Source organism: Methylobacillus sp. DLP286 (assembly GCF_056636515.1).
On the sequence record NZ_CM153145.1, the window covers coordinates 1,686,020 to 1,711,472 of the forward strand.

At 59.0% G+C, this 25,453-nt stretch carries 23 protein-coding genes; 7 read left to right on the top strand and 16 right to left on the bottom strand.

Features of this window, described 5'->3' with window-relative positions; translation table 11 throughout:
* Positions 1-5: 5 nt before the first annotated feature.
* The 4 genes from argJ to ACWXTG_RS08180 form a co-directional block, all read right to left on the bottom strand.
* Positions 6-1,238, bottom strand: coding sequence for a bifunctional glutamate N-acetyltransferase/amino-acid acetyltransferase ArgJ (gene argJ / locus ACWXTG_RS08165; RefSeq protein WP_480219561.1), 1,233 nt, complete (start codon positions 1,236-1,238; stop codon positions 6-8).
* Between the two features lie 225 nt (positions 1,239-1,463).
* Positions 1,464-1,649, bottom strand: coding sequence for a DUF1289 domain-containing protein (locus ACWXTG_RS08170; protein WP_309566271.1), 186 nt, complete (start codon positions 1,647-1,649; stop codon positions 1,464-1,466).
* An 18-nt stretch (positions 1,650-1,667) separates the two neighbouring features.
* Positions 1,668-4,394 (bottom strand): preprotein translocase subunit SecA, encoded by a 2,727-nt coding sequence (gene secA, locus ACWXTG_RS08175; RefSeq protein ID WP_480219562.1) that lies wholly within the window; start codon positions 4,392-4,394, stop codon positions 1,668-1,670.
* Positions 4,395-4,469: 75 nt separating this feature from the next.
* Positions 4,470-5,336 (bottom strand): M23 family metallopeptidase, encoded by an 867-nt coding sequence (locus ACWXTG_RS08180; RefSeq protein ID WP_480219563.1) that lies wholly within the window; start codon positions 5,334-5,336, stop codon positions 4,470-4,472.
* 24 nt (positions 5,337-5,360) lie between these two features.
* Here ACWXTG_RS08180 and ACWXTG_RS08185 point away from each other — a divergent pair, with 24 nt between their 5' ends.
* Genes ACWXTG_RS08185 through ACWXTG_RS08200 form a run of 4 tightly spaced genes read left to right on the top strand, consistent with a single transcriptional unit; the run spans position 5,361 to position 8,161 of the window.
* Complete coding sequence (locus ACWXTG_RS08185; RefSeq protein WP_309566268.1) at positions 5,361-5,777, top strand: DciA family protein; 417 nt, start codon at positions 5,361-5,363, stop codon at positions 5,775-5,777.
* Positions 5,778-5,826: 49 nt separating this feature from the next.
* Positions 5,827-6,618 (top strand): sulfite exporter TauE/SafE family protein, encoded by a 792-nt coding sequence (locus ACWXTG_RS08190; RefSeq protein ID WP_309566267.1) that lies wholly within the window; start codon positions 5,827-5,829, stop codon positions 6,616-6,618.
* Complete coding sequence (locus ACWXTG_RS08195) at positions 6,615-7,355, top strand: ABC transporter ATP-binding protein (protein WP_480219564.1); 741 nt, start codon at positions 6,615-6,617, stop codon at positions 7,353-7,355. The genes ACWXTG_RS08190 and ACWXTG_RS08195 overlap by 4 nt, the downstream gene beginning before the upstream one ends.
* The gene (locus ACWXTG_RS08200) at positions 7,355-8,161 is read left to right on the top strand and encodes an ABC transporter permease (RefSeq protein ID WP_480219565.1); all 807 of its coding nucleotides are present in this window, start codon (positions 7,355-7,357) and stop codon (positions 8,159-8,161) included. The genes ACWXTG_RS08195 and ACWXTG_RS08200 overlap by 1 nt, the downstream gene beginning before the upstream one ends.
* Here the strand turns inward: ACWXTG_RS08200 and ACWXTG_RS08205 are convergent, their stop codons facing one another.
* The 11 genes from ACWXTG_RS08205 to ACWXTG_RS08255 form a co-directional block, all read right to left on the bottom strand.
* Positions 8,162-9,079 carry a diguanylate cyclase domain-containing protein gene (locus ACWXTG_RS08205; protein ID WP_480219566.1) on the bottom strand — a complete coding sequence of 306 codons (918 nt, stop codon included), beginning with the start codon at positions 9,077-9,079 and terminating at the stop codon, positions 8,162-8,164.
* 255 nt (positions 9,080-9,334) lie between these two features.
* The gene (gene ppa, locus ACWXTG_RS08210) at positions 9,335-9,862 is read right to left on the bottom strand and encodes an inorganic diphosphatase (protein WP_309566263.1); all 528 of its coding nucleotides are present in this window, start codon (positions 9,860-9,862) and stop codon (positions 9,335-9,337) included.
* Positions 9,863-9,938: 76 nt separating this feature from the next.
* On the bottom strand, positions 9,939-10,169 hold the full coding sequence (locus ACWXTG_RS08215) for a YkvA family protein (RefSeq protein WP_407997325.1): 231 nt from the start codon (positions 10,167-10,169) through the stop codon (positions 9,939-9,941).
* A gap of 75 nt (positions 10,170-10,244) precedes the next feature.
* Positions 10,245-11,138 carry a phosphoribosylaminoimidazolesuccinocarboxamide synthase gene (locus tag ACWXTG_RS08220; RefSeq protein ID WP_407997232.1) on the bottom strand — a complete coding sequence of 298 codons (894 nt, stop codon included), beginning with the start codon at positions 11,136-11,138 and terminating at the stop codon, positions 10,245-10,247.
* Between the two features lie 21 nt (positions 11,139-11,159).
* Positions 11,160-11,576, bottom strand: a complete 417-nt coding sequence (locus tag ACWXTG_RS08225; RefSeq protein WP_309566260.1) for a phosphate-starvation-inducible protein PsiE — start codon at positions 11,574-11,576, stop codon at positions 11,160-11,162.
* Positions 11,577-11,888: 312 nt separating this feature from the next.
* Complete coding sequence (gene fba / locus ACWXTG_RS08230; protein ID WP_480219567.1) at positions 11,889-12,938, bottom strand: class II fructose-bisphosphate aldolase; 1,050 nt, start codon at positions 12,936-12,938, stop codon at positions 11,889-11,891.
* 11 nt (positions 12,939-12,949) lie between these two features.
* Entirely contained in the window at positions 12,950-14,425 is a 1,476-nt protein-coding gene (pyk, locus tag ACWXTG_RS08235; protein ID WP_407997230.1) for a pyruvate kinase, read from the bottom strand.
* Positions 14,426-15,107: 682 nt separating this feature from the next.
* Positions 15,108-16,295, bottom strand: a complete 1,188-nt coding sequence (locus ACWXTG_RS08240) for a phosphoglycerate kinase (RefSeq protein WP_407997229.1) — start codon at positions 16,293-16,295, stop codon at positions 15,108-15,110.
* A gap of 15 nt (positions 16,296-16,310) precedes the next feature.
* Positions 16,311-17,312, bottom strand: coding sequence for a type I glyceraldehyde-3-phosphate dehydrogenase (gene gap / locus ACWXTG_RS08245; RefSeq protein WP_480219568.1), 1,002 nt, complete (start codon positions 17,310-17,312; stop codon positions 16,311-16,313).
* Positions 17,313-17,386: 74 nt separating this feature from the next.
* Positions 17,387-19,378 (bottom strand): transketolase, encoded by a 1,992-nt coding sequence (gene tkt, locus ACWXTG_RS08250; RefSeq protein ID WP_480219569.1) that lies wholly within the window; start codon positions 19,376-19,378, stop codon positions 17,387-17,389.
* A gap of 245 nt (positions 19,379-19,623) precedes the next feature.
* Entirely contained in the window at positions 19,624-20,187 is a 564-nt protein-coding gene (locus tag ACWXTG_RS08255) for a thioredoxin family protein (RefSeq protein ID WP_480219570.1), read from the bottom strand.
* A 52-nt stretch (positions 20,188-20,239) separates the two neighbouring features.
* Between ACWXTG_RS08255 and ACWXTG_RS08260 the strand changes: the two genes are divergently transcribed.
* From ACWXTG_RS08260 to ACWXTG_RS08270, 3 genes are all read left to right on the top strand, one after another.
* Positions 20,240-20,977, top strand: coding sequence for a 16S rRNA (uracil(1498)-N(3))-methyltransferase (locus tag ACWXTG_RS08260; protein WP_480219571.1), 738 nt, complete (start codon positions 20,240-20,242; stop codon positions 20,975-20,977).
* A gap of 74 nt (positions 20,978-21,051) precedes the next feature.
* Complete coding sequence (argA, locus tag ACWXTG_RS08265; protein ID WP_480219572.1) at positions 21,052-22,617, top strand: amino-acid N-acetyltransferase; 1,566 nt, start codon at positions 21,052-21,054, stop codon at positions 22,615-22,617.
* Positions 22,618-22,782: 165 nt separating this feature from the next.
* Positions 22,783-23,532: a PEP-CTERM sorting domain-containing protein gene (locus ACWXTG_RS08270; protein ID WP_480219573.1), complete on the top strand. Its 750-nt coding sequence runs from the start codon at positions 22,783-22,785 to the stop codon at positions 23,530-23,532.
* 99 nt (positions 23,533-23,631) lie between these two features.
* Here the strand turns inward: ACWXTG_RS08270 and ACWXTG_RS08275 are convergent, their stop codons facing one another.
* Positions 23,632-25,308, bottom strand: a complete 1,677-nt coding sequence (locus ACWXTG_RS08275; RefSeq protein ID WP_480219574.1) for a formate--tetrahydrofolate ligase — start codon at positions 25,306-25,308, stop codon at positions 23,632-23,634.
* Between the last annotated feature and the right edge of the window lie 145 nt (positions 25,309-25,453).

Consider the following 25,453-nt stretch of genomic DNA (forward strand, 5'->3'; position numbering starts at 1 on the left):
TCGTCCTAGCTGCGGTAGTCCGCATTGATGCGGACATAGTCATAGGAAAAGTCGCAGGTCCAGACCGTGGCATTGGCCTGCCCGCGGTTGAGCACGACGCGCACGGTGATTTCAGCTTCCTTCATCACGGCAGCGCCTTGTTCCTCTACATAACTTGCCGCGCGTCCGCCATGCTCGGCCACCAGCACATCGCCCAGGTAGAGCTTTATGGCATTCACGTCTAGGTCGTCCACGCCTGCATAGCCGATCGCCGCGAGAATCCGCCCGAGATTGGGGTCGGAAGCAAAGAAGGCGGTCTTGATCAATGGCGAGTGCGCAATCGCGTAGGCGACCTGGCGGCACTCCTCCACGTCCCTGCCGGATTCGACCTTGATGGTCATGAACTTGGTGGCGCCCTCGCCGTCGCGCACGATCGCCTGGGCCAGTTCGACTGCCACCTCGGTCACGGCATCCTGCAATTGCTGAAATTCCACACTGGCAACATCAGTGATCTCGGCATTGCCTGCCTTGCCGGTCGCCATGACGATGAAGGAATCGTTGGTCGAGGTATCGCCATCGACCGTGATGCAGTTGAACGAGCGATTCACCGCATGATCGATCAAGGCTTCCAGCGCGGCCTGGCTGATCGCGGCATCCGTCGCCACATAGCCGAGCATGGTCGCCATATTCGGGTGGATCATGCCGGAACCCTTGGAAACCCCCGTAATCGTCACGGCCTTGCCGCCCAGGGCGATTTGGCGCGAAGCGCCCTTGGATACAATGTCGGTCGTCATGATGGCCTCGGCCGCATCGAACCAACGTTGCTCACCCAGGCCAGCTACGCATTGAGGCAGGCCGGCCAGCAGGCGGTCCATGGGCAACGGCTCCAGGATGACGCCGGTGGAGAAAGGCAACACCTGCTCAGGCTTGAGCTGCAACAGCTTCGCCAGCTCGACACATGTAGCGCGGGCGTTTTCCAGGCCGGATTCGCCGGTTCCCGCGTTGGCGTTGCCGGTATTGACCACCAGCGCACGGATATTCCCGCCAGTCTTCGACAAATGATCCTTGCAGACAGTCACCGGCGCCGCACAGAAACGGTTCTTGGTGAATACGCCGGCCACGCGCGTACCGTCGGCGAGCCTGATGACCAGCATGTCCTTGCGGTCCGGTTTGCGGATATGGGCTTTGGCAATACCAAGCTCTACGCCTGGGACCGGCAACAGGGAATGCGCTTCGGGCGCGACGAGATTGACTGGCATGATGGCTTTTCTCAGGAACGCAAAAGGCTGATTTTACCGTAATCAGGTGCCGCTTGCCCGGCAGCACCATGAATGCAGGCAATAAAAAAGCCGGGATTTCCCGGCTTAGAGCAGTTAATAAAACTCTCATAACGTTGTTGCTTCTGCTTGTCGTACCACTTGTACGGTCTGCGCAGAGCGCCTAGCCAGGATCGCTTCGCTGAGTTTTGTTAGCCACTCCTAGTCTCAAGCCTGGCTGAGACGCCTTGCTTCAAGCGCTCGCATTACCTGCAGACGCTCGGCCTCATCCATGGTGCGCCAGGCGCGTATTTCGGCAATCGTCCGCAAGCAGCCTGTACAATACTCCCGTCGGCTATCCAGCGCGCATACCCTTATACAGGGAGAGGCCAGTTGCGGGGCTTGCACCTGCATCCGTTCAACCCTGAGGTATCAGTTCAGTTTGCCGTGGCACTGCTTGTACTTCTTGCCGGAACCGCAAGGACAAGGATCGTTACGGCCCACCTTGGCGCCGACGCGCTCGAATGTCGTCACTGGCTGTCCGCCGGCCTCGTCGGACTCATCCGCATTGCCGAGCGCCTCGTCATAGTCCGCATGCTGATATTGCACGTTCTCGAGCTCGGCAGGCTTCTCGACGGCTTCCACATCAGCCTCGCTCTGCACTTTGACCAGCATGGTCACCTGGGTCACTTCGCGCTTGACGGTATCCAGCAGGCTGGAGAACAAGGCAAAAGCCTCGCGCTTGTATTCCTGCTTCGGGTTCTTCTGGGCATAGGAGCGCAGGTGGATGCCCTGGCGCAAATGATCCAGCGCCGCCAGGTGCTCACGCCAGTGGTTATCCAGGCTTTGCAGCATCACGGCACGCTCGAACTGGCGCAATACCGAAGCCGAGGCCTGATCTTCCTTCGCCTGGTAGGCGGCATTGGCTGTCTCGACGATATGCTCGCGCAGGGTTTCCTCATGCAGGTTGGGGTTTTCTTCCAGCATCTTCTGCAACGGGATATCAAGGCCCAGGTCTGCCTGCAGGGCTTTTTCCAGGCCGGGGATGTCCCACTGCTCTTCCAGACTTTCAGGCGGGATATAGGTCGCAATCAAGTCGTGGATCACGTCCACGCGCATCGCGGCAATGGTCTCGCCGACGTCCGCGGCTTCGAGCAATTCGTTGCGCTGCTGGTAGATCACCTTGCGCTGGTCGTTGGACACGTCGTCATATTCCAGCAGTTGCTTGCGGATATCGAAGTTGCGGCCCTCGACCTTGCGCTGGGCGTTCTCGATCGCACGCGTGACCCATGGATGCTCGATCGCCTCGCCTTCCGGCATCTTCAGGCGCTCCATGATGGCGGCGACACGGTCGGAGGCGAAAATACGCAGCAGCTGGTCTTCCAGCGACAGGTAGAATCGGCTGGAACCAGGGTCGCCCTGGCGGCCGGCACGGCCGCGCAGCTGGTTGTCCACGCGGCGGGACTCATGGCGCTCGGTGCCGATGATATGCAGGCCGCCTGCCGCCAAGACGGCGTCATGCTTCACCTGCCAGTCGGCCTTGATCTTGGCGACCTGCGCCGCCTTGTCTGATTCGGACAAGCTCTCGTCCGCTTCCACCGCGGCGATTTCGTCTTCCGGATTGCCTCCCAGCACGATATCGGTACCGCGGCCCGCCATATTGGTGGCAATGGTGATCATGCCGGCACGGCCGGCCTGGGCGATGATGTGCGCTTCGCGCTCGTGCTGCTTGGCATTGAGCACCTGGTGCTCGAGCTTGGCTTCGGACAATACCCTGGAAATCAGCTCCGAATTCTCGATCGAGGTGGTGCCCACCAGTACCGGCTGGCCGCGCTTCTGGCATTCCTTGATATCGTCGATCACCGCCTGGTATTTTTCCTTGGCGGTGCGATACACCTTGTCCATGTGGTCCTTGCGCTGCAATGGACGGTGCGTAGGGATCACCACGGTTTCCAGGCCGTAGATCTGGTTGAACTCGTAGGCCTCGGTATCGGCGGTGCCGGTCATGCCGGAAAGCTTGCCGTACATGCGGAAGTAATTCTGGAAGGTGATGGAAGCCAGGGTCTGGTTTTCCTTCTGGATGGTCACGCCTTCCTTGGCTTCCACCGCCTGGTGCAGGCCGTCGGACCAGCGGCGGCCCGCCATCATGCGGCCGGTGAACTCGTCCACGATGACGATTTCGCCATCGCGCACGACATAGTGCTGGTCGCGGTGATAAAGCGATTGCGCGCGCAGGGCGGCGTACATGTGGTGCACCAGGCTGATGTTGGCAGCATCGTAGAGGCTGCTGCCTTCGGCCAGCAAACCCGCCTCGGCCAGCAAGGCCTCCGCATGCTCGTGCCCTTGCTCCGAGAGCAATACTTGATGTGATTTCTCGTCCACCCAGAAGTCGCCCTCGCCGTCTTCCTTTTCCTGGCGCACCAGCTTGGCGGCGATGCTGTTCATCTGCAGGTACAGGTCCACGCTGTCGTCGGCCTGGCCGGAAATAATCAGCGGCGTACGCGCTTCGTCGATCAGGATGGAGTCGACCTCGTCCACCAGCGCATAGTTGAGGCTGCGCTGCACGCGCTCTTCCGCCGTGAACACCATGTTGTCGCGCAGGTAGTCGAAACCGAATTCGTTGTTGGTGCCGTAAGTGATGTCGGCAGCATAGGCTTTCTGCTTTTCGTCGTGCGGCATTTGCGAGAGATTGATGCCCACGCTCAGGCCGAGGAAGTTATACAGGCGGGACATCCATTCGGCATCGCGCCGCGCCAGGTAATCGTTCACCGTCACCACGTGCACGCCCTTGCCGGTCAGCGCATTGAGGTAGGCAGGCAAGGTCGCCACCAGAGTCTTGCCCTCGCCGGTGCGCATTTCGGCAATCTTGCCCGCATTGAGCACCATGCCGCCGATCAACTGCACGTCGAAGTGGCGCATGTTGAGCACGCGGCGGCCGCCTTCGCGCACCACGGCAAAAGCCTCGGGCAGCAGTTTTTCCAGCGATTCGCCCTGCTGGTAGCGTTGCTTGAACTCCTCCGTCTTGGCTTTGAGCTGCTCGTCCGTCAACGCCTGCATGCTGGGTTCCAGCGCATTGATGGCCTTGACGTTCTGTGCATATTGCTTGACCAGCCGCTCGTTGCGGCTACCGAAGATTTTCTTGAACAACGCGGATAACATGAAGTGGCACCACTTTTCCGTATGGACGGAAACCTCTAGGTTAGCTTTAAATAAGTTTAGTTAATAAAATCAAATCTAATTCGCGCTTTGCAAATACTTGCGCGGATCCAGCGCGGCCCCGTTCAAGCGCACCTCGAAATGCAGGTGGGCCCCGGTGGAACGCCCGGTACTGCCGACGCGGGCGATCAACTGGCCTCGCTCGACGCGCTCCCCAGCCTTCACCAGCAACTGGGATGCATGGGCATATCGGGTTTCCAGCCCCGACCCATGGTTAATCTTGACAATTCTACCATAGTCGGGAGTCTGCTCCGCAGCCCTTACAATTCCTGCGGCAGAAGCATACACAGGCGTCCCGCTGTCCGCGACGAAATCCAGGCCCTCATGGAAAGCGACCTTGCCGGAAAACGGGTCGACGCGCCAGCCATAGCTGGAGGAGTTATACGCCACATCGGTCGGCATGGTGCTCGGCAATGTACTCGCCTTCAGGCGCTGCTGCAACAGGGAGGCTTCAAGCACGCTCAGCTTGTCGCTGTTGAGGTCTATCGATTGCGTCAATGCCTGGATACGCTGCTTCAACTCATCCTCGGACATGGTACGCGCATCCACCATGGGGCCGCCCCGTCCCGGCGGCAAGGCATCGGCATCGCTGGCCTTGACGCCCACCAGGCTGGAGAGCCGCGCGCCCAATGCATCCAGACGCAACACCTTGGCTTCTATCTCGCCAAGCTGCTGCGCCAACGCATCGATATGCGCCTGCTCGCCTGCGCTCGCGAAGTGTATGGAAGCCGGGGCGCCTTTGTGCTGGTGAGTGCCCTGTGGCACAATAAGCACCCAAAGCAGCAAGGCTGGCAGCGCGCTCAGCAGGCCAATAACGAGCAAGGCCAGTGGCAGCGGGATGCTGCGCGTCCTTGCCGTACTATTCGATACTAAAATGATGTTCATTACTTCCCCTTGGGAGAGCCCGGCATGCTGCGTGTAAGTGCATTGTTTACTGAAAATGCCGAATTGGCGGCTCTTTCGCAACAAGCAGAGCAACTGACGCTTTCGCAGCAGAAATGGAACGCCGTAGTACCCGCCGCGCTGAAACCTTATACGCAGGCAGGGGGTCTCAGCCACAAGCGCCTGACGGTCTATGCCACCAATGGCGCAGTCGCCGCAAAAATCAAACTGATGCTGCCCAGCCTGATGCTTGGGCTGAAAAAACAAGGGCTTGAAGTTACTTCAATTCGGGTGGAAGTGCAAGTGCAATCTGCCGCGGGCAAGCCTGCCAAGAAAGTGCGCACGCTCAGCCCGGCCGCAGCTGCCAGCCTTGAAAAGCTGGCAAGGGAACTGCAGGGTTCGCCGCTGGGCGATGCCATTGCCCGGCTGTCCAGCCGCCGCTAGCAGCATCTTCGCCTGTCCCTGACATTCACCAGGATTTTGTCGGATCAATATGGAATTTTTACTTTATTTTATTGCCGGGGCAGGGGCAGGGGTTTTGTCTGGGCTGCTTGGCGTAGGCGGCGGCACCGTGATCGTGCCCATCCTCGTCGTCATCTTCACCTCGCTGGCGTTCCCGCCGCAACACATCATGCATATCGCGCTCGGCACCTCGCTGGCGACGATCATCGTCACCTCGATTTCCTCGGCGCGCGCCCACCATAAAAAACAGAACGTGCATTGGTCCGCCGTCAAGCTGATCGCGCCCGGCATCGTTATCGGCACATTGCTCGGCGCCGTACTGGCCGGCCAGCTGGATACCGTGATACTCAAGGTGATTTTCGCCGTGTTCGTATTGCTGATCGCCACCCAGATGGTGCTCAACTTCACGCCGGCGGCCCATAGGCAATTGCCAAGCAAGGCCGGCACCTTGGGTATGGGAGGCGTCATCGGCGTGCTTTCCAGCCTGGTCGGCATCGGCGGCGGATCGCTATCGGTGCCGTTCCTGATCTATTGCAACTTCAATGCGCGCTACGCGATCGGCACCTCCTCTGCGATCGGCCTGCCGATCGCCGTCGCCGGTACGCTAGGCTTCGTCGTCACAGGCCTGGCGGAAGGCAATCTGCCCGCATACAGCCTGGGCTATGTCTACCTGCCGGCATTCGCCGGCATTGCGCTCGCCAGCATGCTCACCGCGCCGTTTGGCGCTTACCTGGCCCATAGGCTGCCGGTCCCGGTATTGAAAAAGCTATTTGCGCTGCTGCTCTACGTGGTAGGCATCAAGATGCTCTGGAGTCTGGTATGAGCCAGGCATTCGTCATCGAAGTCGACGGCCTGTACAAGTATTTCGACCAGTTCTGCGCCGTCGACAACCTGCGCTTCCAGGCCAAGCGCGGCGTCACCACGGCCTTGCTGGGCGGCAACGGCGCGGGGAAAACCACGACGATTGCCATGCTGCTGGGGTTATTGACCCCTAGCCAGGGACAGATCCGCATCCTCGGCGAGGACATGCTGCAGCATCGCTACCGCCTTCTGCACCGCATGAACTTCTCCTCGCCCTACGTCGACCTGCCGCAACGCCTGACGATACGCGAGAACCTCACGGTCTACGGGCACTTGTACCGGCTGCCCCGCCTGAAGCCGCGCATCGAGGAACTGGCCGGGGCGCTGCACCTTGATGCACTATTGGACAAGCGCTACGGGCAGCTTTCGGCCGGACAGAAAACCCGTGTTTCCCTTGCCAAATCGCTGCTAAACGAACCCGAGCTGCTGCTGATGGACGAGCCTACCGCATCGTTGGACCCTGATACCGCGGACTCCATCCGCAGCTACCTGGAACAATATCAACGCGACACCGGCGCCAGCATCCTGCTGGCATCGCACAACATGGCCGAGGTCGAGCGCATGGCGACTGACGTGATCATGATGCGCAAAGGCCAGGTGGTGGACACCGGCACTCCGTCCGGCCTGCTTGCCAAGTACGGTCGCAACAACCTGGAGGAAGTCTTCATCGACATCGCGCGCCACAAGGAGCCTGCCTGATGCAGGACATCCACTTTTCTCCGCGCCGAATCGGCGCGGTAGCATTACGCCACCTCTACCTGATGCGCTCCTCCTGGCCGCGCGTGCTGGAGATGGTCTACTGGCCTACGGTGCAGATGATACTGTGGGGTTTCATCACCTTGTACTTGCAAGGCAACAGCAGCCTCATCGCCCAGGCCAGCGGCATCCTGCTTTCCGGGGTGTTGCTTTGGGACGTGCTGTTCCGCGGTCAGCTCGGCATTGCATTGGTGTTCATGGAGGAAATGTGGTCGCGCAACCTGGGCCATTTATTCGTCAGCCCCTTGCGGCCTTATGAAATGGTGGCATCTCTGCTGCTCATGAGCCTGATCCGCACCCTGATCGGCATCGGCGGCGCCACCCTCATCGCCATCCCGCTGTTCGGCTACAACATCTACGACATGGGCCTGCCGCTGATTGCCTTCTTCCTTAATCTCATCGTCATGGGCTGGGCGATCGGCCTGATCGTATCCGGCATCGTGTTGCGCTACGGCATGGGTGCGGAAAGCATCGCCTGGGTCAGCGTGTTTGCGATCCAGCCGCTCTGTGCCATCTATTACCCGGTCGCCACCCTGCCCGGCTGGCTGCAGCCTGTCGCCCTGGCGTTGCCAGCAAGCCATGTGTTCGAAGGGATGCGCGCGTTGCTGTTAGAGCACAGCTTCGATGCAAGCCACATGGCCTGGGCAATAGGGTTGAATATCCTCTACCTGGCCGTCGGCATCGCCGTATTCCTCGGCTACTTCCAAATCGCAAGACGCAAGGGACTGCTGTTGCAGGTGGGCGAATGATCAGTCTTCTTTGGCGGCCGTCCACATTCCCCGGCCGTTACTCTTGGATATGTAGAGCGCCTCGTCGGCCTTCTTGAACAGCTGCTCGCGGGAAGTCGCGGCCAGCGGATAAATGGCGAAACCGATGCTGGTATTGATCCGGTACGGATTGTCGGCGCCAATGTCGAAAGGTTCGTGCAGCATGTCAATGATTTTGCTGCACAAGCGTTCCGCGGTTTTCTTGGTGGTGATGTTGGGCGCTAGGATGCCGAACTCGTCCCCGCCGAACCGCGCGAGGTAGTCGCTGGAACGGACGCAGGCCGACAGCACCGAGGCCACATGCCTCAAGACCAGGTCGCCGGTCTGGTGGCCGTAGGTGTCGTTAATCGCCTTGAAGCGGTCGAGGTCGAGCAGGATCAGCAGCAGCATCTGGTTTTCGTCGGCGGCTTTCTGCGTCAGGTGCTCAAGATAGAAGTCGAACGCCCTGCGGTTGAGCAAGCCGGTCAACGCATCCTTTTCCGCCAGCGCCTTGAGCGTAGCTTCGTCCCGCTTGCGCTCGGTGATATCAACAAATGTCGCCAATGCCAGCCCGGCCTCGGGCAGGATCACACCGCCGTGAAGCGCCGTCTTGATACTACCGTCGGCACATTGGACATTCACCTCCACCGCGGGAACCTCGTAGACCTGTTTGCCGCCGCCCTCAAAATATGCCGACCACCTTTCGCGAGCGCTTACCTGCTGGCTTGCCAAGGGATAAACGCGCACGATCCAATCTTCCACCGAGGCAAAATCGCTGCTGCGGTAACCGTAGGTCTCGCGGAACTTGCCGTTCATGAACAGAATCTTGCCGCCTTGCAGGCTAGCACAGGAAATAGGGATAGGCAGCGACTCCAGCAAAGCCTCGAGCTGGTAGCTTTCAAGCTTCAATTGACTAATCATTTATTCAGCCGCAATTGTCATCCGTCCCATAATATCCCCGGCACAAGGCCGCTTAATAGCACACACTTGCGCTAATGATCAGCTTCAAGCGCCTGTCATCATAATGACATGAATGCCACGCCGAAGTAAGACAATTACCTATTTATTTGCCGGAATTAGCAACGGCCTCAAACATCCTTTTGTGCATGCTATGGCATAAAAAAGAGGAGCATTGCTCCTCTTTCTGATCCTGACCGGCTCTATTGCGGGACTGGATTACTTACCGAACCTCTCGACGCCAGCGACGATTTCCGCCTTGGCGTCTTCAACATCCTTCCACTCGCCGACCTTGACCCACTTGCCTTTTTCCAGGTCCTTGTAATGCTCGAAGAAGTGGGCGATAGGCGCAAGCTGGAACTCGGGGATATCCTGATAGGACTTGATGTCCTTGTATTGCGGGCAGATCTTGTCCACCGGCACGGCCAGCACTTTGGCGTCCACGCCGCCGTCATCTTCCATGGTCAGTACGCCGATCGCGCGGCAGCGGATCACCACGCCCGGCTGCAATGGAATCGGGGTAATCACCAGCACGTCGACGGGGTCGCCGTCTTCAGACAGCGTCTGCGGAATGTAGCCGTAGTTGCACGGATAATGCATGGAAGTGCCCATGAAGCGATCCACGAATACGGCGCCAGAGTCCTTGTCCACTTCGAACTTGATGGGCTCGCCACGCATGGAGATTTCGATAATGACGTTGAAGTCGTTAGGGATGTCTTTGCCTGCCGGCACATTACAGAGGGACATGGATTGATCCTTAATATGTTTTGGTTTGAATAATATGGGGATAACGCGGGATTTTAGCGTAAATCAGGGACAAAAATCATCTTTGGGCTATGGCGCGCTCGGCGACCTGCTGCCTGCATTCGGCAACCACCGCTGCAGGCACGCACTTGATGCCCAGGTAGAACAGGCCCGGCACGATGACCAGGTCATCCAGCTGCCCGAGGATGGGGATGAAATCCGGGATCAGGTCGAATGGCAGCAGCAGATAGCCCACCGCCAGCCCCAGCAGCACCCTGGCCAGCCAGGGCGTTTGCGGATGGCGCAGCACCAACTGATAGACTTCCAGCTCGGTCTTGAGCTGCCGCGCCAGCTTTTTCAGCTTTTCTTTCAGGGCATGTCCTGGCTAGAAAGGCTTACCGGTCAGGCGCTCGAACGCCTCGCGGTATTTGTCCGCCGTCCTGGTCGCCACATCGTCCGGCAATGCCGGGCCGGGCGCCGTTTTGTTCCAGCCGGTGGATTCCAGCCAGTCGCGCACGTATTGCTTGTCGAAGCTCGGCGGGTTGCTGCCGACCTGGTATTGATCCTGCGGCCAGAAGCGGGATGAATCCGGCGTCAGCACTTCATCGATCAGGTACAGCTCGCCCGCCTCGTCCAACCCGAACTCGAACTTGGTATCGGCGATGATGATGCCGCGGCTCAGGGCATAGGCCGCCGCTTCCTTGTAAAGCTGCACGCTGATGCGCGCCACCTTGTCGGCCAGCTCTTTACCCAATAATTGGGCGCATTTTTCCAAGGTGATGTTCTCGTCGTGGTCGCCCACTTCCGCCTTGCTCGATGGCGTGAACAAGGGCTCGGGCAACTGGGCCGCTTCCTGCAGGCCAGCCGGCAACGGGATGCCGCACACGCTCTGGCTGCCCTTGTATTCCTTCCAGCCGGAGCCCGCGAGGTAGCCGCGCACGATCGCCTCGATCGGCAACGGCTTGAGCTTCTTCACCACCAGCGCGCGCGGCCCCAATTGCGCCTGCTCCGCAGGATCGCTCACCACGGTATTGGGGTCGATGCCGGTCAAGTGGTTGGGCACGACATGCTTGAGCTTCTCGAACCAGAAATTGGCGATCTGGGTCAGGATCGCGCCCTTGTCCTTGATCGGCGTCGGCAGGATGACGTCGAATGCGGAGAGGCGGTCGCTCGCCACCAGCAGCATGTGTTTATCGTCGAGGTCATAAATATCCCGCACCTTGCCCTGATTGATAAGTTTCAGGCTCTTGATGCTGGATTGCATGAGGGGAGTAGTCAAAACGCGTACCTTTATCAAAAACTATTTGTGATGGTCCTGCTCGGGGCCATCGGAATAAGGAAACTTCACATGCCCGTAGCGCACCACCAGGATGGCGACGGCGATCAGCAGGATGGAAGCCGCCACGGCGAAGATGCGCCAGGCTTCCAGCTCCTTGATGTCCAGCACCAGGTAGCGCGCCAGCGCAATGATGCCGATATACAAGGGGTACCGCACCGGCAGCGTGCCCGAGCTCAAGTAATGGTTGAGCATGGTGAGGATTTCGAGATAGAGGAACAGCAGCAGCAAATCCGCTACGGTCACGGCCCTCATATCCCAGATATGCAGCGCGGCCTGCCCGGTCGCCACTATCGTCGCCAGGGCAATGAACACCAGCAATGCCTGCTCGACGAGGCCGATGCCTCGCTGGCCTAATTTACTGTATTTATTCGGTTGCATAGCGGCGCTGGTCCGGGCAAATGATCCCGGCATTATACGCTGTAAATATCCGCCGCCGTGAAGCGATGTATTAGAGCCTGTTCACCATCTTTTCATAGGGCACGTTGTCCCGGCAGGGTAGTCAAAGCAAGGCAAAACCACAAGCATGCGCATTGTAACCGGGCTTATTGCCCGGCGAAGATTTGCAACGCAGCAGCGGCTGCGCTGCCAGGTCAACTCGGAGGGCATGGCATCAAAACGCGCCCGGACTGCGCCTTGATCGGGCGCGTTTTGATGCCATGCGACCCCCATGAAAAGATGGTGAACAGGCTCTTAGGAAGCAGCGTATCGCTGCGCCATTTTATCGAGTGGGAGAGGCTGGATTTGCGCGGCATGCCCGGCAGAGCCGAATGCCTCGAAACGCTCCCGGCACAAGGCCTGCATGCCGCCGGTCGCGGCTGCCAGGATCCTGCGCGGGTCGAATTCCGCCTTGTGTTCCGGCTGCCCGAGGAAGCGGCGCAACGCGCCGGTAAAAGCCAGCCGCAGGTCGGTATCGATATTCACCTTGCGCACCCCGCTTCGGATCCCCTTGACGATTTCCTCCACCGGCACGCCGTAGGTCTCGGGAATCTCGCCGCCGTATTCGTTGATCACCCGCAGCCACTCCTGCGGCACGGAGGAAGAGCCATGCATCACCAGATGCGTATTCGGCAACCGCGCATGGATTTCGCGCAGGCGGCTGATGGAAAGCGTTTCCCCGGTGGGCGGGCGCTTGAACTTGTAGGCGCCGTGCGAAGTGCCGATCGCGATCGCCAATGCATCCACGCCTGTCTGCGCAACGAAATCCACCGCCTCGTCCGGGCTGGTGAGCAACTGGCTGTGGTCTAGTAGGCCTTCCGCCCCGACGCCGTCCTCCTCGCCCGCCAGGCCTGTCTCCAGCGAGCCGAGCACGCCCAGCTCGCCCTCCACCGACACGCCCGCCGCATGCGCGGCCATCACCACCTGCCGCGTCACCTCTACATTGTAGGCATAGCTGGCCGGGGTCTTGGCGTCCTCCAGCAGGGAACCGTCCATCATCACGCTGCTGAAGCCGGTCTTGATGGAATGCAGGCATACCGCCGGGCTGGCGCCGTGGTCCTGGTGCAGCACGACGGGGATGTGCGGATAACTGGCGATGGCCGCCTCGACTAGTTTGAGCAGGAAGGCCTCGCCCGCATACTTGCGCGCGCCTGCGGACGCCTGCAGGATCACCGGGCTATTGCACGCATCCGCCGCGCGCATGATGGCCTGCACCTGCTCCAGGTTGTTGATGTTGAAGGCTGGCACGCCATAATCATGCTCGGCCGCGTGATCCAGCAATTGGCGTAGACTGATCAGTGCCATCGTTATCCATCCTAGGGTTGTTCACGGCTAGTGTTGCTGGCGGTTAAATGTCGCTCGCGCCTGTGCTCGCCCACCTTGACGATCTGCAGGGTATTGGTCCCGCCCGCATTGCCGATCGGCTCGCCGAACGTCAGCATCATGAGGTCGTCGCGCTGCACCGCGCCCAGCCGCAGCAACGTCTCTTCCGCGTCATAGAGTATCTTGCTCAGTTCCTGGCTGGGCAGCTCGATATGGTAGGGATAGACCCCGCGGTACAGCGTCAGCTTGCGCCGCGTGTTGCGTTCCGTCGTCAAGGCGTAAATCGGCACATTAGTATTCGAGCGTGACAGCCAGGTGACAGAAGAGCCCGACCGGGTCAGGGCGGCGATCGCCTTCACGTTCAAATGCTCCGCCGCGTACACGGATGCCATGGCGATCGCCTCATCGATGAACTCGAACTCGTCATTGATCGGCGCCTGCAAATGGTGGCTGTCGTACTCCTTCTCCGCCTCCAGGCAGACCCGGTGCATGGCCTGGATGGACTCGACCGGATAATGCCCCACCGCCGTCTCGCCCGAGAGCATCACCGCATCGGTGCCGTCCAGCACCGCGTTGGCCACATCGGAAACCTCGGCCCTGGTCGGGATCGGGCTGCTGATCATGGATTCCAGCATCTGCGTCGCCGTGATCACCAGCTTGTTGCGCATGCGCGCCGTGCGGATCATGCGTTTCTGCAAACCGGGCACCGCCGCATCGCCCACCTCGACGCCGAGATCGCCGCGCGCCACCATGATCACATCGGCGGCGTCGATAATCTCCTCCAGCGCATCGATCGCCTCCGCGCGCTCGATCTTGGCGACAATCGCCGCATGGCCGCCTGCCTCCTCCACCAATTGACGCGCCAGGTCGATATCCGCACCGCTGCGCGGGAACGAGACGGCGATATAATCCGCCTCCAGCGCCACTGCCGTACGGATATCCTCCTGGTCTTTCAAGGTCAGCGCAGGCGCAGACAAGCCGCCGCCCTGGCGGTTGATGCCCTTGTTGTTCGACAGCACCCCGCCGGCCGCCACCGTGCAATGCACCTCGCCGCCGTTCACCGCTTCGACGTTGAGCACGATGCGCCCATCATCCAGCAGCAACACCGCGCCAGGCTCCACCTCGGATGGCAAGGTCTTGTAATCCAGCCCCACCCGCTCCTGGTTGCCCAGCTTGCATGCCGCATCGAGGATGAACTTGTCGCCCACCTTGAGCAGGATGCGGTCGTTCTCGAACTTGCCGATGCGGATCTTCGGCCCCTGCAGGTCGCACAACACCCCTACCGGCCGTCCGCTGCGACGGCAGATATCGCGCACCAACTCGGCGCGGGCAATATGGTCTTGCGCGGACCCATGCGAGAAATTGAGCCGCACCACATCCATCCCGGCATCCACTAGCCGCTCAATCACCGCCTCATCGCTGGAAGCCGGCCCCAGCGTCGCCACAATCTTGGTTTTACGTAATGCCATGACATCCTTTCCTTGCGATTGCTCAGGAATTCATCTTAATGCTGACAGCGCTTAGGGGGAATGGTGCATATTTTGTGCCATTAAGATGACAAGAGGATTTATCATGTTTTACGATGCACACCCAGCAAACAAAGTGTAGGGACGCAGACAATCGGGTCGCCTTTTGGCTCCGCCGAAACTGCGTTTTCTTTCGTATCTTTCTTTTGGCGAAACAAAAGAAATAGGTTCGCCCGGCGGGGCGAAACCCATCCTTGCATCATGCTTCAGTAATGATAAAGACCAGAGCTCGTTGAATTGGATGGGTTTAGTTAGATAGTTGTTGGATTAGAAAGTGGTCTTGACCCCTATCGCAAGTCATTGACCCGTTGCCTTTCGCTTGTCAGCGAGTTACTTTCATTTGCTTCGCCAAATAAAAGTAACCAAAGCAAAGGCGACCCCGGAGTCTGCGCCGGGAGCAAAGCTCCCGGTTCCCTGCGTTGCTCAATCTGTCTGGGCTCTTGCTGAACTCGCTACGCTCAAACAGACGCAAGCTCTTGATCCAGACAGATTTGCGCTACTCGGCGCAGCCAGACGGGGAGTTCAACGTCAAACCCGCACTTGGCTTCGCTACGCTCGCCCTTAAAAAAAGTGGATATAGCAAAAAATAAAGGAGCCCGCGGGCTCCTTTATTTTTAGGCTGATCTTAGCAATCACCTTTAGCACGCTGTTCCAAAATCTCCACCGCCGGCAATTTCTTGCCTTCAAGGAATTCCAGGAACGCTCCACCCGCCGTCGAGATATAAGACACCCTATCGTAGATATCGTATTTCTGGATTGCGGCGATGGTGTCGCCGCCGCCGGCCAGGGTGAAGGCCTTGGTCTTGGCGATGGCGTCAGCGATGGTCTTGGTGCCTTCGCCGAACTGGTCGAACTCGAATACGCCAACCGGGCCGTTCCAGACCACGGTGCCTGCATTGAGGATGATCTCGGCGAGTTGCTTGGCGGACTCTGGGCCGATGTCGAAGATCATGTCGTCGTCAGCCACGTCATCCGCCGATTTGAGCACGGCAGGCTCATTGGCATCGAACTGCTTGCCGCAGACCACGTCCACCGCGATCGGCACGGCCGCGCCGCGTTTTGCCATTTTTTCCATGAGGCATTGCGCGGTAGGCACCAGGTCGTCCTCGTTCAGCGAACGGCCGATCGGTTTGCCGGCCGCCTTGAGGAAGGTATTGGCGATACCGCCGCCGACCACGAGCTGGTCCACCTTCTCAGCCAGGCTTTCCAGCACGGTGAGCTTGGTCGAGACCTTGGAGCCGCCGACAATTGCGACCATGGGGCGGGCGGGTTCGCACAGGGCCTGGCCCAGCGCATCCAGCTCGCCTACCAGCAACAGGCCTGCTGCGGCGACAGGCGCATATTGCGCCACACCGTAGGTGGAGGCTTCTGCACGGTGGGCCGTGCCGAAAGCGTCCATCACGAACACGTCGCAGAGCGCGGCATATTTGCGTGCGGTTTCTTCGACGTTCTTTTTCTCGCCCTTGTTGAAGCGGCAGTTTTCCAGCAAGACCACTTCGCCCTCGGCCACTTCAAAGCCGCCATCCACCCAGTCCTTGATCAGCCGCACCGGCTGGCCCAGCTTTTCGGCCAGCACGTCAGCCACGGGCTGCAGGGAATTTTCCTCGGAATATACGCCTTCTTCCGGGCGGCCCAGGTGGGAAGTCACCATGACGCGCGCCTTGGCATCCAGGGCGTGGCGTATGGTGGGAATGGAAGCCGTGATACGCGCGTCGGAAGTGACTTTGCCATCGCTGACCGGCACGTTGAGGTCGGCGCGGATGAAGACGCGCTTGCCCGCGAGGTCAAGGTCCGTCATGTTGATTACGGTCATCGCTTGCTCCCCGGCTTAGCTGGCAATATGACGCACCAGGCGCATCATGTTGCAGGTGTAGCCGTATTCGTTGTCGTACCAGGCCACGATCTTGACGAAGGTCGGGTCGAGCTGGATACCGGCATCCGCGTCGAAAATCGACGGATAGGCGTTGCCGCGGAAATCGGTGGATACGACCTTCTCGTCGGTAAAGCCGAGTACGCCCTTGAGCGGACCACTTTCGGAAGCTGCCTTCATCGCAGCGACGATCTGCTCGTAGGTGGTTTCCTTGTTCAGCTCCACGGTCAGATCTACGACAGATACGTCGCTGGTCGGGATGCGGAATGCCATTCCAGTCAGCTTCTTGTTCAGTTCCGGGATCACCTTGCCCACGGCCTTGGCTGCGCCGGTGGAGGAAGGAATGATGTTTTCCAGGATGCCGCGGCCGCCGCGCCAATCCTTGTTGGATGGGCCGTCCACGGTCTTCTGCGTAGCAGTGGCCGCATGCACGGTGGTCATCAGGCCGCGCTTGATGCCAAAATTGTCCTGCAATACCTTGGCGACCGGCGCAAGGCCGTTGGTGGTGCAAGAAGCCGCGGAAACGATGGCCTGGCCCTTGTAGGCGTCATGGTTGACGCCATAGACGAACATAGGGGTATCATCCTTGGACGGCGCGGACTGCACCACTTTCTTGGCGCCTGCGTCAATATGCTTCTGGCAGGTTTCTTCTGTGAGGAAGAAGCCGGTACACTCGACCACGACGTCCACGCCGACCTCGTCCCACTTGAGGTTTGCAGGGTCACGCTCTGCAGTCAGGCGAATGGTCTTGCCGTTCACGACCAGGTTGTTGCCGCTGACGGAAACCTCGCCATCGAAGCGGCCGTGCACGGAATCGTGCTTGAGCATGTAGGCCAGGTAGTCGGGCTCGAGCAAGTCGTTGATCGCCACCACCTCGATATCAGTAAAATCCTTGATGGCCGCGCGGAACGCCATGCGGCCGATACGGCCAAAGCCGTTGATGCCAACCTTGATTGTCATAGGGTTTTCCTCTCTATGAAAAACAAAAAGGGAGCCAGTAACACTGGCCCCCTTTTTTCAGTCAGTTCACGCCATTACAGCACGGACTTGACGGTGTTCACTACGTTTTCAACAGTGAAGCCGAAGTGCTTGAACAGCACGCCGCCTGGAGCGGATTCGCCGAAGGTGTCGATACCGACCACAGCGCCTTCGAGGCCGACGTACTTGCGCCAGAAGTCGGTCACGCCAGCTTCAACGGCCACGCGCTTCACGCCTGGTGTCAATACGCTGTCCTTGTAGGCTTGGTCTTGGCGGTCGAACACGTTGGTGGATGGCATGGAAACCACGCGCACCTTGGTGCCGGCAGCGTTCAGCTCTGCAGCAGCCTTGATTGCCAGATCCAGTTCGGAACCGGTAGCGATCAGGATGACGTCAGCCTTGCCTTCAACGTCGGAGAATACATAACCGCCCTTGCGGATCAGTTCGAAGTGCTTCTCGTCGTGCTTGATGCCGGGCACGTTCTGACGGCTCAGCACCAGGCTGGATGGACCGTCCTTGCGCTCGATGGCAGCAACCCAGGAAATTGCAGTTTCAACGGAATCAGCAGGACGCCATACATCCATACGAGGAATGTAACGCAGGCCGGCAGTGTTCTCGATTGGCTGGTGAGTAGGACCATCTTCGCCCTGGCCGATGGAGTCGTGAGTCAACACGGCGATAGTGCGTTGCTTCATCAATGCAGCCATACGCAGCGCGTTCTTCGCGTAGTCGGAGAACATGTGGAAAGTACCGCCGAATGGCAATACGCCACCGTGCAGCGCCATACCGTTCATGATCGCGTACATACCGAATTCACGTACACCGTAGGAGATGTAGTTGCCAGGCTCCTTGCCGCTCACGTGCTTGAAGCCGGAGTAGCTGGTCAGGTTGGAGCCAGTCAAGTCGGCGGAACCGCCGATGAACTCTGGCAATACCGGAGCCAGGGCAGCAATCGCGTTCTGGGAAGCCTTGCGGGTTGCAACAGCTTCAGCCTTCTCGTTGGTTGCCTTGATGAAAGCGTCAGTCACTTCCTTCCAGTTTGCTGGCAGTTCGCCTGCAAAACGGCGCTTGAACTCGGCAGCTTCCGCTGGGTAGATCTTGGCGTAAGCTTCGAACTTGGCATTCCAGTCGTTCTCAAGCTTGGAGCCCTTTTCCTTGCCATCCCAGCCTGCATAAACTTCTTCAGGGATCACGAATGGCTCGTGTGTCCAGCCCAGCGCTTCACGGGTTGCAGCGACTTCTTCCAGGCCCAGTGCGGAACCGTGGCAGTCGTGGGAGCCGCACTTGTTCGGGGAACCCTTGCCGATGATGGTCTTGGCAGCGATGAAGGTTGGCTTGTCCTTGACCTTCTTGGCTTCCTGGATTGCGGCATCAACCGCTGCGGGATCGTGGCCATCAACGTTGGGGATGACGTGCCAGCCGTAAGCCTCGAAACGCTTGGCGGTGTCGTCTGTGTACCAGCCTTCGATGTGACCGTCGATGGAGATACCATTGTCATCCCAGATGGCGATCAGCTTGCCCAGACCCCATGTACCAGCCAATGCGGCGGCTTCGTGGGAAATGCCTTCCATTAGACAGCCGTCGCCGAGGAATACGTAGGTGTAGTGGTCGACGATCTCATGGCCTGGCTTGTTGAACTGGTCTGCCAGCAACTTTTCAGCCATCGCGAAACCAACCGCGTTGGTGATGCCTTGACCCAGAGGGCCTGTAGTGGTTTCAATGCCAGGTGCGTAGCCGTATTCTGGATGGCCGGCGCAACGGGAATGCAGTTGACGGAAAGTCTTGATGTCTTCGATACCCAGATCGTAGCCTGTCAGGTGCAACAGGGAGTAGATCAACATGGAGCCATGGCCGTTGGACAAGATGAAACGGTCACGGTCAGCCCAGTTAGGGTTGCTTGGGTTGTGGCGCAGATGGTGGTTCCAGAGAACCTCTGCGATGTCTGCCATGCCCATCGGTGCACCAGGGTGTCCAGAATTTGCCTTCTGAACTGCGTCCATGGATAACACGCGGATGGCATTTGCCAATTCTTGACGAGTTGCTGCCATACATATCTCCCTACGGTTGAAGAGAAAAAGGCTTCACCAGCACAGGAAAGGCTGGAGGAAGCCTCACTCAAATTCTTGAAAACCCCTTTGAATCGACGGAATGCGGAAACTGTTGCAAGCCACAGTTCCGAAGAGGTATTTAGCCCATAATTATTCCTTAGATGAGCGGTTTCAGCAATACCAACGATGAATGTTGATGCCAATGCTAATATCTGAAGTAACGCTCCATTTCCCTAGCAGGCCAATTAGACAGACTCCCTCCACTTGATGGAGCATCCGATCGACGGCACTTGCTCGACCGGGCCGCGCCCTGTCTCGGCGACATGCCGCATGGCGTCGAAAAGATCACGGGTCGGGTTCTCCACTGGCGTCATCACACGCCCCTGGTTGTCGAAGCGCCCGCGGTATTGCAGCTCAAGATGCGCATTGAAGCCGAAGAAGTCCGGCGTGCATACCGCGCCATACGCCTTGGCGACTTCCTGGCTTTCATCGAAGAGGTAGGGAAAGGGGAAATGAAACTCGCGGGCGACCTCCGCCATTTTCTCGAAAGAGTCCTCGGGATAAGCCTCTGCGTCATTGGAGGAAATCGCGACGGTATTGATGCCCAGCTCGCGCAACGCGCGCGCATCCGCCACCAGTCGTTCCCTGATGGCCTGCACATACGGGCAATGATTGCAGATGAACATCACCAGCGTGCCGTTGACCCCCTTGGCCTCGGCCAACGACCAATGCCTGCCATCCACGCCAGGCAGGTTGAAATCAGGCGCTTTCCAGCCAAAATCACACACTGGCGGGTTCAGACTTGCCATAATGCCTACTCCTTCAATTAGAATTATTCACCTTCAATACTACCACCACGTCATGACAATTCCTCGCTTTTACCACCCTGGAGCGCTTATCCCCGGCAGCGAGACGGCATTGCCAGACAATGCGGCTATCCATGCCAGCAAGGCTCTGCGCATGCAAGCGGGAGACCATGCGGTCCTGTTCAATGGCGATGGGCAGAACTACCTGGGCAAGATAACCTCCATCCGCAAACAGGAGGTACGAGTCGATATATTGGAAGCGCAGCCCTGCCAGACGGAATCCTCGTTGAAGATCACGCTGGCCCAGGCGATCTCTTCCGGAGACCGCATGGATTTCACGATCCAGAAAGCGGTGGAAATGGGCGTATCCTTTATCCAGCCGATCGCCAGCCAGCGCAGCATCGTCAAGCTCGTAGGCGATCGCGCCGAGAAGCGCCGCGAGCATTGGCAGAATGTGGCGGTCTCCGCCTGCGAGCAATCAGGGCGTGCCTACATACCCAGTGTGGCCTCCCCCATCGGCCTGCCCGAATGGCTGGCGCAAAAGCCGGAGGCAGACGCATACATCACCCTGACCCCAGATGCCCCGGCCGCGCTCGCACAAACCAGCCCGCCCGGAAACAATATTTGCCTGCTAATCGGCCCAGAAGGCGGCCTGACCGACCATGAAATCGAGCTGGCCGCCCAACATGGCTTCGCCCTTGTGCGCATGGGGCCGCGCATTCTGCGCACGGAAACCGCCGCATTGGCCGCGATTGCCAGCATGCAGGCACTGTGGGGAGATTTCACCCGATGATGCAGATCAAAATTGCTTTAAAAGGCCTTTTGCTATAAAAATATGCCTTAAACGCAAAATCAGGACCCATACCCATGGCTTTAGGCAGCGCAATCCGCAAACGCCGCAAGGCACTCAACATGACGCTGCAGGAGCTTGCGCGCAAGGTCAACGCCAATAGCGGCAACCTTTCGCGCATCGAGCGCGGAGCGCAGGGCGTCTCCGAAACCATGCTGCGCAAGCTTTGCACCGCGCTGGATTGCACCGCCGCCCACCTTTATGCGCAAAGCGACGCGGAAAGCGGTAACAGCACCAATACGTCCCGCCTGACGCTGCACCAGCCCCAAGAATTCGTGCGCTGGTTCCGTGCCGCCGCCCCTTATATCCACGCTTTCGGCGGACGCACCTTCGTCATCGCTTTCGGCGGCGAAGTGGTGGACGACGGCCAGTTCGTCGCCCTCTCGCACGACCTCAACCTGCTTGCCAGCCTGGAAGTGCGGCTGGTACTGGTGCACGGCGCGCGTCCGCAAATCGAGAGCCGCCTTCGGCGCGCCAAGCTGCAGACCAAGTTGGTCAACGGCCTGCGCGTCACCGATGACGAAGCCATGGAGGCAGTGAAGGAAGCCAATGGCGCCGTACGCGTTGAAATCGAATCGCTGTTATCCATGGGTCTGATCAATTCCCCGATGGCCGGCGCGGACATCCGGGTCGCGAGCGGCAACTTCGTCACCGCCAAACCGTTGGGGGTACGCGAAGGCATAGACCTGCAGCATACCGGCGAGGTCCGTAAGGTCGATGCGATCGGCATCCAGAAGCGCCTGGACGACGGAGAGCTGGTACTGCTTTCCCCCCTGGGCTATTCGCCCACGGGAGAGGTGTTCAACCTGACGCTTGAGGACGTCGCCACCAGCGCCGCCATTGCGCTGGATGCCGACAAGCTGATTTTCCTCATGGATTCCAGCGGGGTGCACAACATCCGCGGTGAATTGCTGCGGGAAATGACTACTGACAAGGCTAGGAACCTGCTGCGCCATATCGGCGACAATGTCGCCCAGCAGATCACCGAAGATGAATTCTATTACCTCCCGGCCGCGGTTCGCGCATGCGGACAGGGCGTGGCGCGCACACACCTGATCAGCCGCCATGTGGACGGGGCGATCCTGCAGGAACTCTTCACGCATGACGGCATAGGCACCATGGTCACGGAAGACCCGCTGGAAGCCATGCGCCCCGCGGATATTGGCGACGTGGGCGGCATACTGCAATTGATCGAGCCGCTGGAGAACGAAGGAATCTTGGTCAGGCGCGGGCGGGAACGCCTGGAAATGGAGATCAGCCACTTCCACGTCATGGAGCACGACGGCAAGATCATCGGCTGCGCAGCGCTCTATCCGTTTCCCGGCACCAAAACCGCTGAGCTCGCCTGCATGGCCATCCACTCCTCGTTCCGCCGCGGCGGACGCGGCGACCGCCTGCTCAGCTATTGCGAAGAACAGGCCCGCGAGCTCCGCCTGCAATCCATCTTTGTCCTCACCACGCGCACCGAGCATTGGTTCCTCGAACGGGGCTTTATCGAAATCGGCGTAGAGCAATTACCGGGCGAAAAGCAGAAGCTGTACAACCTGCAGCGCCGCTCCAAGGTGTTCATCAAGCATATTTGAGCCAATCATTTTCCCGGAATGGAAAATAAAGTATTGACCTTTCAAATGAGAATAATTACTATCAATTTTAAATTATGTAAATAATACTGATTCCCATTAATTGATAATTTAGTGCCGGTCACGCTCATAGTGCTCAGACCCATAAACAGATTCAAGGGGAAATAAATGAAAATTGCTTACACTCAAAGTATCCTTGCTTTAAGCTTGCTGGCAGCCGCATCCGTCGCTCAGGCAGCAACTTCTACCAGCCAATACTTTCCCGATGTTGAAGACTCACTGGCGACTGATGGCTTCAACCAACTTATCGCTTCCCGCCTGGGCAGCGGTACAGCTGGACAACAAGCGCTTGTTGATGGTGTTGTAAGCAACGCGCCAGCCGGCGATGCTGTATTAACACGTACATACGGTAATGCATATCCCGCATCCCTTGGTTTGTACCAATGGACTGGCACAGACTATTCCCTGTTCAGCATCACCGATAACACGCTGATTTCCGACATCGGCCCCATTGTATTCCAGAGCGAAGTATTCCCAGGCGGCAATCAATCTCTCGGCGGCCAAAGCGGCCTTGCCGCAGCAATTTCCGATGTATACCTGAGCTACAATGGCGGCAATCAATTGCTGGCAGCAAGCAGTTTCACCCTGTCCGATGCACCAGTCGATGAGAACTCCCCTTTTTGGGATCCTGAAAACCCAGTCGCTGAAGGCGCAGTAGGCTACTTCACCTGGGACTTCAGCGGCATCAGCGATCCAATCACCTCTTATGAAATTTCATTTCTGGTCCACCTGCACAGCAGCGTTGTGGCATTCCAGGTAGACCAGATCGCTGCCGCGGTACCCGAGCCTTCTGCTTATGCCTTGATGCTCGGTGGCTTGGCATTGGTCGGCTTCGCAGCCCGCCGCAAGAAGGCCTGATTCACGGCTGGCTACCTCACCATCTACCCCGGTGCGGCAACCTCTTTGTAGTTAAGGGAGGTTGCCGTTTTTCTTTTCCGGCCCGCATTCCACATTGCGTCAATCCAAGCCGATCACCCGCCCGTCTTCGTCAATATCAATACGCGTGGCGCTGGGCACGGCAGGCAGGCCGGGCATGGTCATAATGTCATCGCAAATCATCACGACAAACTCCGCCCCGGCACACAGCCGTACGGCCCGCACCGTCAAGATATGCTCTCGCGGCAGGCCGCGCTGGGAAGCGTCGGTGGAAAACGAATACTGGGTCTTGGCAATACAGATCGGATAATGCCCGTAACCCTCATCCTGCAACTTGTCGATCATGGCGCGCACACGGCGTGGCGCATGCACCTCGACAGCGCCATAGATATTGCGCGCCACCTTTCCTAGCTTGTCCCAGAGCCTGTCCTCGTCCTGGTAGACGTAATGCATGCCTGGCATATCGCTGCCATCCATCAGCTCAACCACTGCGTTCGCGAGCGCCGCCGCCCCGGCACCGCCTTTTGCCCAATGCTCAGCCAGCACCACCTTGACGCCCAGCCTGGCCATGCGCTCGGCCAACAGCTCCAATTCCGCGGCGGTATCGTGGTCGAAACGGTTCACCGCCACCACGGAAGGCAGGCCGTAATGCTGCGTGACGTTTTCCACATGTTTTTCCAGGTTGGCAATGCCGCGCTCCAGCGCGCCAAGATCCTCCTTTGCCAGCTCGGGAACATCCACGCCGCCGTGGTACTTGAGCGCCCTAACGGTTGCCACGATGACGCAGGCATCAGGCTTCAGGCCGGCCTTGCGGCATTTGATATCGACGAACTTCTCGGCGCCCAGGTCGGCGCCGAACCCGGCCTCGGTCACGACGATTTCACCAAGCTTGAGCGCCGTCCTCGTGGCGATGACCGAATTGCAGCCATGGGCGATATTGGCAAACGGCCCTCCGTGCACCAGCGCGGGCGTATGCTCCAAGGTCTGGACCAGGTTGGGCTTGATCGCATCCTTGAGCAGCGCGGCCATCGCTCCATGCGCCTTGAGGTCCTGCGCCGTTACCGGCTTGCCTGCAAACGTATATCCGACCACGATATTGCCCAGGCGTGTACGCAGGTCCTTGAGGGAGTCCGCCAGGCAAAATACGGCCATCACTTCCGAAGCCACGACGATATCGAAACCGTCCTCGCGCGGCTGGCCGTTGACCTTGCCGCCCAGCCCGACCACGACCTGGCGCAAGGCCCGGTCGTTCATGTCGACCACCCGCTTCCACGTGACCTGGCGCGGGTCGATCTGCAAGGCGTTGCCGTGATGGATGTGGTTGTCGATCATGGCGGCAAGCAGGTTGTGCGCTAACGCGATCGCGGCAAAATCGCCGGTGAAGTGCAGGTTGATATCCTCCATCGGCACGACCTGTGCATAGCCGCCGCCGGCAGCGCCGCCCTTCATGCCGAATACCGGCCCCATGGAAGGTTCACGCAGGCAGATGACGGCGCGCTTGCCCAGACGCTGCAAGGCGTCGCCGAGGCCGACCGTGGTCGTGGTCTTGCCCTCTCCCGCCGGACTCGGGCTGATGGCCGTCACCAGGATCAGCTTGCCATCCGGCCGCGCTTGCAGTTGCGGATTGGCATTGAGGTCTATCTTGGCCTTGTATTGTCCGTAAAGCGTGATGGAGTCTTCGCTCAGGCCGAGCCCGGCGGCAATCTCGCTGATCTTCCGGAGTTTTGCCTGCTGGGCAATTTCAATATCGCTTGGCATGCATTTCCCTGTTCTGATTGTTGACGAATGCCAGGAGGGTATTGCTCTCAAGCTCAGTGTACCTCTGCCGTCCATGGTTTGTAAGAGCCTATTCACGATCTTTTCATCGGGCGCGCATGGCGCCAACATGCGTCCGGTCAAGGCG

Coding starts and splice junctions, on each gene's coding strand:
- argJ (WP_480219561.1), bottom strand. CDS start 1,238: ATGCCAGTCAATCTCGTCGCGCCCGAAGCGCATTCCCTGTTGCCGGTC.
- ACWXTG_RS08170 (WP_309566271.1), bottom strand. CDS start 1,649: ATGCAGGTGCAAGCCCCGCAACTGGCCTCTCCCTGTATAAGGGTATGC.
- secA (WP_480219562.1), bottom strand. CDS start 4,394: ATGTTATCCGCGTTGTTCAAGAAAATCTTCGGTAGCCGCAACGAGCGG.
- ACWXTG_RS08180 (WP_480219563.1), bottom strand. CDS start 5,336: ATGAACATCATTTTAGTATCGAATAGTACGGCAAGGACGCGCAGCATC.
- ACWXTG_RS08185 (WP_309566268.1), top strand. CDS start 5,361: ATGCTGCGTGTAAGTGCATTGTTTACTGAAAATGCCGAATTGGCGGCT.
- ACWXTG_RS08190 (WP_309566267.1), top strand. CDS start 5,827: ATGGAATTTTTACTTTATTTTATTGCCGGGGCAGGGGCAGGGGTTTTG.
- ACWXTG_RS08195 (WP_480219564.1), top strand. CDS start 6,615: ATGAGCCAGGCATTCGTCATCGAAGTCGACGGCCTGTACAAGTATTTC.
- ACWXTG_RS08200 (WP_480219565.1), top strand. CDS start 7,355: ATGCAGGACATCCACTTTTCTCCGCGCCGAATCGGCGCGGTAGCATTA.
- ACWXTG_RS08205 (WP_480219566.1), bottom strand. CDS start 9,079: ATGATTAGTCAATTGAAGCTTGAAAGCTACCAGCTCGAGGCTTTGCTG.
- ppa (WP_309566263.1), bottom strand. CDS start 9,862: ATGTCCCTCTGTAATGTGCCGGCAGGCAAAGACATCCCTAACGACTTC.
- ACWXTG_RS08225 (WP_309566260.1), bottom strand. CDS start 11,576: ATGCAACCGAATAAATACAGTAAATTAGGCCAGCGAGGCATCGGCCTC.
- fba (WP_480219567.1), bottom strand. CDS start 12,938: ATGGCACTGATCAGTCTACGCCAATTGCTGGATCACGCGGCCGAGCAT.
- pyk (WP_407997230.1), bottom strand. CDS start 14,425: ATGGCATTACGTAAAACCAAGATTGTGGCGACGCTGGGGCCGGCTTCC.
- ACWXTG_RS08240 (WP_407997229.1), bottom strand. CDS start 16,295: ATGACCGTAATCAACATGACGGACCTTGACCTCGCGGGCAAGCGCGTC.
- gap (WP_480219568.1), bottom strand. CDS start 17,312: ATGACAATCAAGGTTGGCATCAACGGCTTTGGCCGTATCGGCCGCATG.
- tkt (WP_480219569.1), bottom strand. CDS start 19,378: ATGGCAGCAACTCGTCAAGAATTGGCAAATGCCATCCGCGTGTTATCC.
- ACWXTG_RS08255 (WP_480219570.1), bottom strand. CDS start 20,187: ATGGCAAGTCTGAACCCGCCAGTGTGTGATTTTGGCTGGAAAGCGCCT.
- ACWXTG_RS08260 (WP_480219571.1), top strand. CDS start 20,240: ATGACAATTCCTCGCTTTTACCACCCTGGAGCGCTTATCCCCGGCAGC.
- argA (WP_480219572.1), top strand. CDS start 21,052: ATGGCTTTAGGCAGCGCAATCCGCAAACGCCGCAAGGCACTCAACATG.
- ACWXTG_RS08270 (WP_480219573.1), top strand. CDS start 22,783: ATGAAAATTGCTTACACTCAAAGTATCCTTGCTTTAAGCTTGCTGGCA.
- ACWXTG_RS08275 (WP_480219574.1), bottom strand. CDS start 25,308: ATGCCAAGCGATATTGAAATTGCCCAGCAGGCAAAACTCCGGAAGATC.